This window comes from Mycobacterium sp. NGS48 (genome assembly GCF_059812585.1).
This window is the reverse complement of sequence record NZ_JCALCY010000006.1, coordinates 173,925-182,099: the sequence shown is the minus strand read 5'-3', so window position 1 is coordinate 182,099 and position 8,175 is coordinate 173,925. Positions and strand designations below refer to the sequence as shown.

1 protein-coding gene is annotated in these 8,175 nt (G+C 65.3%); it reads left to right on the top strand.

Features of this window, described 5'->3' with window-relative positions; all coding sequences use genetic code 11:
- The first annotated feature begins 64 nt into the window (after positions 1-64).
- Entirely contained in the window at positions 65-8,113 is an 8,049-nt protein-coding gene (locus tag AC5Y42_RS13895; RefSeq protein ID WP_499899029.1) for an amino acid adenylation domain-containing protein, read from the top strand.
- Positions 8,114-8,175: the final 62 nt, after the last annotated feature.

Here is an 8,175-nt window from a genome sequence, read left to right as displayed (position 1 = left end):
TGAGCACACCGAGTTGCATGAGTGGGGTAACCGCGCGGCGTTGACCCGGCTCGCACCGATGCCGGTGTCGATTCCGGCGTTGTTCGCCGAGCGCGTGACCCGCCACCCGCAGGCGGTAGCGCTGACCTCTGCGGGGCGCTCGTGGTCCTACCTCGAGTTGGACGAGGCCGCGAATCGGTTGGCGCACTTGCTGGTTGCGCACGGTATCGGTCCGGGTCAACGGGTGGCGTTGCTGTTTTCCCGCTCGGCTGAGGCGGTCGTGGCGATCATGGCGGTGCTCAAGACGGGGGCGGCCTATGTGCCGATCGATCCGGCGGTGCCCGATGCGCGGCTGGAATTCGTGCTCACCGATGCGGCGCCGATTGCCGCGGTCACCACGTCGGATCTGACCGGCCGGTTGGGCGGGCACGAGTTGTTGGTCGTCGATGTTGATGACCCCGCAGTCGTTGGGCAGCCGGGCACCGCACTACCGGCACCGAGCCCGGACAACATCGCGTATCTGATCTACACCTCAGGCACAACCGGGGTCCCCAAAGGCGTTGCGATCCCGCACCACAACGTGACGGAGTTGCTCCGCGCGCTCGACGCCGACCTGTCACTGTCGACGCGCCAGGCGTGGACGCAGTGCCATTCGCTGGCGTTCGACTTCTCGGTGTGGGAGATCTTCGGCGCGCTCTTACACGGCGGCCGGCTTGTGGTGGTGCCCGATTCGGTGGTCCGCTCACCCGAAGAGTTCCATGCGTTGCTGATCGCCGAGCGCATCAGCATCTTGAGTCAGACCCCCTCGGCGTTTTATGTGCTGCAATCCCTTGATGCGCAGCAGCCGGAGCTGGGCGCTCAGCTCGAGCTCGAGGCGGTGATATTCGGCGGGGAAGCGCTGGAACCACAGCGTCTTCGGTCGTGGTTGGACGACCACCCGGGGTCACCGCGGTTGATCAACATGTACGGCATCACGGAGACGACCGTGCACGCCTCATTCCGCGAGATCGTCGAAGCCGACGCCGGCAAGACTGTCAGCCCGATCGGGGTGCCGTTGGCGCATCTGGCCTTTTTTGTGCTCGACGGTTGGCTGCGCCCGGTGTCGTCGGATGTGGTGGGCGAGTTGTATGTGGCCGGTGCAGGACTGGGTTACGGCTATGTGGGCCGGGCCGGGTTGACCTCGTCGCGGTTCGTCGCCTGCCCGTTCGCAGAGCCGGGGGACCCTGGGATACGGATGTACCGCACAGGGGATTTGGTGTGTTGGGATGCCGACGGGCAGCTGCGGTATATGGGCCGCGCCGATGAGCAGGTCAAGATCCGCGGATATCGCATCGAGCTCGGCGAAATCCAGGCGGTGCTAGCAGGACTCGACGGCGTCGAGCAGGCGGTGGTGATCGCGCGCGAGGATCATCCCGGCGACAAGCGCCTGGTGGGCTATGTGACCGGAGCCGTCGACCCGGCCGGATTACGCGCTGAGCTGGCCGAGCGGCTGCCGAGCTACATGGTGCCGACTGCGGTGGTGGGCTTAGATGTACTGCCGTTGACGGTTAACGGCAAACTTGATACTCGCGCCCTGCCGGCCCCGGAGTACCTCGATGTCGATCATTACCGCGCCCCGGCGACCCCCACCGAGGAAATCCTGGCTGGCATCTACGCCCGTGTGCTGGGCGTGGAGCGCGTCGGCGCCGATGACTCGTTCTTCGACCGGGGTGGGGATTCGCTCTCGGCGATGCGTCTGGTTGCCGCAATCAACTCCGGCCTGGACGCCAGGCTGACGGTGCGCACCGTGTTCGAGGCACCCACGGTGTCCCAGCTGGCACCCCGTCTTGGTGAGGATGAGGGCGGACGCTTGGAGCCGTTGGTGGTTGGCTTGCGGCCTGCGGTGATTCCACTGTCGTTTGCGCAATCCCGGCTGTGGTTTATCGACCAGTTGCAGGGCCCCTCCCCGGTTTACAACCTGGCGGTGGGGTTGCGACTGGGCGGGGGAGTTGACGTTGATGCCTTAGGCGCGGCGCTTGGCGATGTGATGGGTCGACATGAAAGCTTGCGCACCCTGTTCGCCGCCCCCGACGGCATCCCGCATCAAGTGGTGATGCCCCCCGAACAAGCTGAATTCGGTTGGGACGTCGTTGATGCCACCGGATGGCCGACAAGTCGGCTGCATCAGGCCATCGAAGCCGCGGCGCGCTACACGTTCGACCTGTCCAGCCAAATCCCCTTGCATGCAAAGCTTTTCCGCGTCGCCGAGGACGATCACGTGCTGGTGGTCGTGGTACACCATATTGCCGCCGACGGCTGGTCGATCAGTCCCATGGTGGCCGATCTGGCAGTGGCCTACGCCGGCCGGTGTGCAGGGCAAGCCCCGCAGTGGACGGAACTGCCGGTGCAATACGCCGATTACACGCTGTGGCAGCGTGCGCAGCTCGGCGATCTCGACGACAGCGACAGTCGTATCGCCACGCAACTGAGATTTTGGGAAGATGCGCTGGCCGACATGCCCGAGCGGTTGGCGCTGCCTATCGACCGGCCTTATCCGCTGGTGGCCGATCACCGTGGCGCCAAGGCGGCCGTGGACTGGCCCGCCCAGGTGCAACAGCAGGTTAACCGGATGGCCGGTGCGCACAACGCGACCGGCTTCATGGTGATGCAGGCCGCCCTGGCGGTGCTGCTCTCGAAACTCAGTGCGAGTTCGGATGTGGCCGTGGGCTTTCCGATCGCCGGGCGCCGTGATACGGCCCTCGATCAGCTGGTCGGGTTTTTTGTCAACACACTTGTGTTGCGAATCGATGTCGCCGGAGATCCGACCGTTGCCGAAGTGCTTGCCCAGGTCCGAGCCCGCAGCCTGGCGGCCTACGAGCACCAAGACGTGCCGTTCGAACTGCTCGTCGAGCGGCTCAATCCCGCCCGGTCTTTGACTCACCATCCGCTAGTGCAGGTGATGTTGGCCTGGCAGAACGTTCCCGGACAAACCAGCGATCCGGGCGCCGAGCTGGCGTTGGGCGATTTGGAGGTCACCCAGCTCCCGCTGGACACCCACACCGCTCGCATGGATCTGTCGTTTTCGTTTGCCGAACGCTGGACCGAAGCTGGTGAGCCCGATGGGATTTCCGGGACGGTGGAGTTCCGCACTGATGTGTTCGACCATGCCAGCATCGAGACGCTGATTCAGCGATTCGAGTGTGTGTTGATGAGCATGGCTGCCGATCCGGGTCAGCGCCTCTCGTCGATCGATGTGGTCGATGACAGTGAGCACGCTCGGTTAGCGGAGTGGGGTAACCGCGCGATACTGACCCAGCCGGAGATGGCGTCAGCGTCGATTCCTGAGTTGTTTGCCGCCCAGGTCGTCCGCGCCCCGGAGGCAGTTGCGCTGACCATCGACGGCTGTGCGATGACCTATCGGCAGCTTGAAGAGGCCGCGAACCGGTTGGCGCACTTGCTTGCTCGGCAGGATGTGGGTCCGGGGCAGTGTGTGGCACTGCTGCTGTCTCGGTCGGCTGAGGCGATCGTGGCTATCTTGGCGGTGCTCAAGACTGGGGCGGCGTATCTTCCGATCGACCCGCTGTCGCCGAAAGCTCGACTCGAGTTCATGGTTGCGGATGCCGCGCCGATCGTCGCGATCACTACCGCCGATTTGGCCGGCCGGCTGACAGACTGCGATCTGCTGATCATCGATGTCGACGACCCCCGCATTGAGACGCAACTCAGCACAGCGTTGCCGGTACCGGTAGCAGAGGAGATCGCTTACCTCATCTACACGTCGGGTACGACCGGTACCCCGAAGGGCGTTGCCGTCACGCACCGCAACGTGACCCAGCTGCTAGACGCGGCGGCCACTTGCATGGAGCTGGCTGATCAGGTGTGGACGCAGTGGCATTCGTTGGCGTTTGACGTCTCGGTGTGGGAGATGTGGGGCGCGTTACTCGGGGGTGGGCGGCTGGTGGTCGTACCCGAAGCGGTGGCACGTTCCCCGGAAGACTTCCACGCCTTGCTGGTGACCGAACAGGTCGATGTGTTAAGCCAGACCCCGTCGGCGTTTTATGCGCTGCAATCCGCCGACGCACTCTCACCGGAGCTGGGACAACAACTTTCGCTTCGAGCGGTGGTGTTCGCAGGGGAAGGGCTAGATACGCGGCGTCTCGGAACCTGGGTGAATCACCACCCGCGCTCACCGCGCTTGATCAACATGTATGGCACCACCGAGACGACGGTGCATGCCTCCTTCCGGGAAATCGTCGCCGGCGATGTCGACAGCAGTGCCAGCCCGATCGGGGTGCCATTGCGGCACCTAGGCTTTTTTGTGCTGGATGGGTCGTTGCATCCGGTGCCGGTTGGGGTGGTCGGAGAGTTGTATGTGGCCGGCGGGGGGCTGGCCTATGGGTATGTGCGTCGATCGGCGTTGACGTCGTCGCGGTTTGTGGCGTGTCCGTTCGGTGGCCAGGAGGCCACCGGACGACGGATGTATCGCACCGGTGATTTGGTGTGTTGGGGTGCTGATGGGCAGCTCCGGTATTTGGGGCGCGCCGATGCGCAGGTCAAGATCCGTGGGTACCGCATCGAGCTCGGTGAGGTGCGCGCGGCGTTGGCCGGGCTGGACGGGGTAGAGCAGGCGGTGGTGATCGCCCGCGAGGACCGCCCCGGCGACAAGCGCCTGGTGGGTTACGTGACCGGCACCGTCGACGTGGCCGGGTCGCGGGCGGTGCTGGCTGAGCGGCTGCCGGCCTACATGGTGCCGGCCGCGGTGGTGGCGATCGAGGCGCTGCCGTTGACGGTCAACGGCAAACTCGACACTCGCGCCCTACCGGCACCGGAGTACCAAGACATCGACCATTACCGCGCCCCGGGCAGCGAGATCGAGGAGACACTGGCCGCCATCTACGCCCAAGTCCTCGGGCTGGAGCGGGTCGGCGTTGATGATTCTTTCTTCGACCTGGGTGGGGACAGCATTTCGGCCATCCAGGTGGTGACGTGGGCGCGTGCGGCGGGCCTGGTGTGTCGCCCCCGCGACATTTTTGTCGAGCAGACCGTGGCCCGGCTGGCCCGAGTGGCGATGGTGACCGGCGGTGCGGATGGTCCGATTGATGAGGGTCTCGGGCCGGTAGTGGCCACCCCGATCATGCGCTGGCTGCAAGGCGTGGACGGCCCAGTCGACGAGTTCAACCAGACGGTGTTGCTGCAGGCACCGGTTGGAGTTACCGAGGCCGACGTGCTGGTCGTGCTTCAAGCGTTGCTGGATCGACATGGCATGTTGCGGTTGCGTGTGGAGGATGACGGCGCCGGCGGGTGGTCGTTGACGGTGCCCGAGCCGGGCTCGGTAGGTGCGCGTGGATGCCTGCAGACCGTGGAGGTGTTGTCCGGCGAGGCGCTGGTGGCGGCGCGGTCGCGGTTGAACCCGGCCGGCGGAATGATGCTCAGTGCGCTGTGGGGTTCTTCCACCGGCCAGTTGGCGCTGATCGTTCACCATCTGGCCGTCGACGGGGTGTCGTGGCGGATTGCGTTGGAAGACCTCAACATCGCCTGGGCGCAGCATCGTGGCGGGCATCAGGTGGTGTTGCCCGCCGGCGGGACGTCGTTTGCCCGATGGGCAGACCTACTGGCCAAGCATGCCCGCGATCCAGAAGTGGTTGACCACGCCGAGGTGTGGCGGCAGGTCGCGGCGACTCCGTCCACGCTGCCGGCGGTGCAATCCGAGCTGGATACGTTTGCCACCGCCGGGCACTTGTCGGAATTGCTGGACGCCGAGACCACCCGCATGTTGCTTGCTGAGGTACCCGCGGCGTTTCGTGCCGGGATGCACGACATCCTCTTGATCGCGTTCGCCTTGGCGTGGACGCAATACTTGGGCACCGGAGCCGCACCGATCGCCATTGACGTCGAGGGCCACGGGCGCGTCGAAGATCTGGGTGGAGCTGCCGATGTGGACCTCTCGCGCACGATGGGGTGGTTCACCACCAAATATCCGGTGTCGGTGAACGTCGGCGAACTGCGCTGGACGCAGGTGGTGGCCGGGGAGGCGGCACTGGGTGCGGTGATCAAGCAGGCCAAGGAGCAGCTTCGTGCGCTGCCCGACGGCCTGACCTATGGTCTGCTGCGCTACCTGAACCCTGAGGTGGACCTCCGCGCGTCCGACCCGCAGATCGGGTTCAACTATTTCGGACGTCTGGGTGCCCCAGCCGCTTACGCGTACGGCGATGTGTGGCGGTTCAGCGAAGAGGGCTTGTCGCTGACGGGTGCGGCCGCTGCGTTGCCTATGCCACTGGCGCACACCGTGGAGCTCAACGCCGTCACGATCGACACGGATACCGGCCCGCACTTGCACGCCACGTGGACGTGGGCGCCCTCGGCGCTGGATCGCACCGCGGTAACCCGGGTCAGCCGGTTGTGGTTTGACGCCCTGGCCGGCATCTGCGCGCATGTCCGGCGCGGCGGAGGCGGGTTGACTCCCTCAGATATCGCGCCGGCCCGGCTGAGCCAGCACCAGCTCGACGATTTGTGCCGCCATCACCGCATCGCTGACGTGTTGCCGCTGACCCCGTTGCAGCAGGGACTGCTCTACCACGCCAGCGTTGCCCAAGGCTCCGGCGACGATGCCTACGCGGTGCAGCTGGACATCGCACTGAGCGGCCCGCTGGACCAGCACCGGCTGCGCGACGCCGTACAGGCCGCGGTTATCCGGCATCCCCATCTGGCGGCCCGATTCTGCCCACAGTTCGACCAACCGGTGCAGATCATTCCCGCTGATCCGGTGGCACCCTGGCAGTACGTCGAAGTGGACGACGGCAATCTCGACGAGCAGATCGAGCGGATCTGCGCCGCCGAACGAGCCGCAGTCTGCGACCTGGTCGACCAGCCGGCCTTCCGGGTGGCGTTGATCCGCACCGGCCGAGACCGGCACCGGTTTGTGCTCACCAATCACCACATCGTGCTCGACGGCTGGTCGATGCCGATCCTGATGCACGAAATCTTCGCCAGTTACCACCAGCAGCGGCTGCCCGCGGCCTCGCGGTATCGCAGCTTCATGAACTGGCTCGCCGAACGGGATCGCACCGCCGCCCACGCGGCATGGCGCCACGTATTTGCCGACTTTGACACTCCCATCCTGGTCGGTCCACGGCAGAAGCTGACGGGTCTGCGGCGGCGAAGCGTTGAGTCGTTCAGGTTGTCTGCGAAGATCACCCAAGCCCTTAGCAAGCTGGCCCGCTCGCGCCACACCACAGTCAACATCGTGCTGCAGGGCGCCTGGGCGCTGCTGTTGTCCTCGCTGACCGGCAAGCATGACGTGGCGTTCGGCACCGTCGTCTCGGGACGGCCACCAGAGGTGGTCGGCGCGGAATCCATGGTGGGTCTCTTGATCAACACGGTTCCGGTGCGGGCGCAATTTGCGCCGGCGACCACCACCACAGATCTGCTCGACCAGCTGCAAAACGCCCACAACGAGACGCTCGATCACCAGCACGTGGCGCTGAGCGACATTCACCGCATCACCGGGCAAGAACGCCTGTTTGACACCGTGTTCGTGTACGAGAACTATCCGACCGACACCGGTGCAACGCCGGGCTTCGACGGGCTGTCCATCACCGGCTTCACCAGCCGCGACTACTACCACTACCCGCTGACGGTCCAGGCCGGTCCGGGCACGGAACTGAGCCTTCGCGTCCAATTCGACACCGACGTTTTCGATTTGGCCAACGTCGAAGCGCTGGTCGAGCGGTTCGAGCAGGTGTTGGTGGCCATGACTGCGCATCCGACGCGGCCGTTGGCGTCGTTGGATCTGCTGGAGGACCGAGCGGCGTGGTCGACCCCGTCAGCTCGCACGGTAGTGTCGGCATCACAACCGCAGGACACCAACGGTGAGTATCACGCCCCGGCGACGCTGGTCGAGCAAATTGTGGCCGGGATCTATGCCCAGGTGCTGGAAGTAGACCGGGTCGGAGTCAACGAGTCATTTTTCGATCTGGGTGGGGACTCGATCGCCGCGATGCGGGCGATCGCAGCGATCAACGCCGCGCTCGATACCCGCCTTGCGGTGCCCGCCCTATTCGAGGCGCCGTCCGTCCGAAGCCTCAGCCAGCAGTTGGGCAGAGACGTCGACTCGGTGAAAGAAGGTTCCGGCGCGCGCCCGTCCGGCGATGCGTAGGGCCGTCTTGCCACATGCGTTCGGCAGCCCGATGTCGTTGGCCTGCAATACGTTCGGCGATG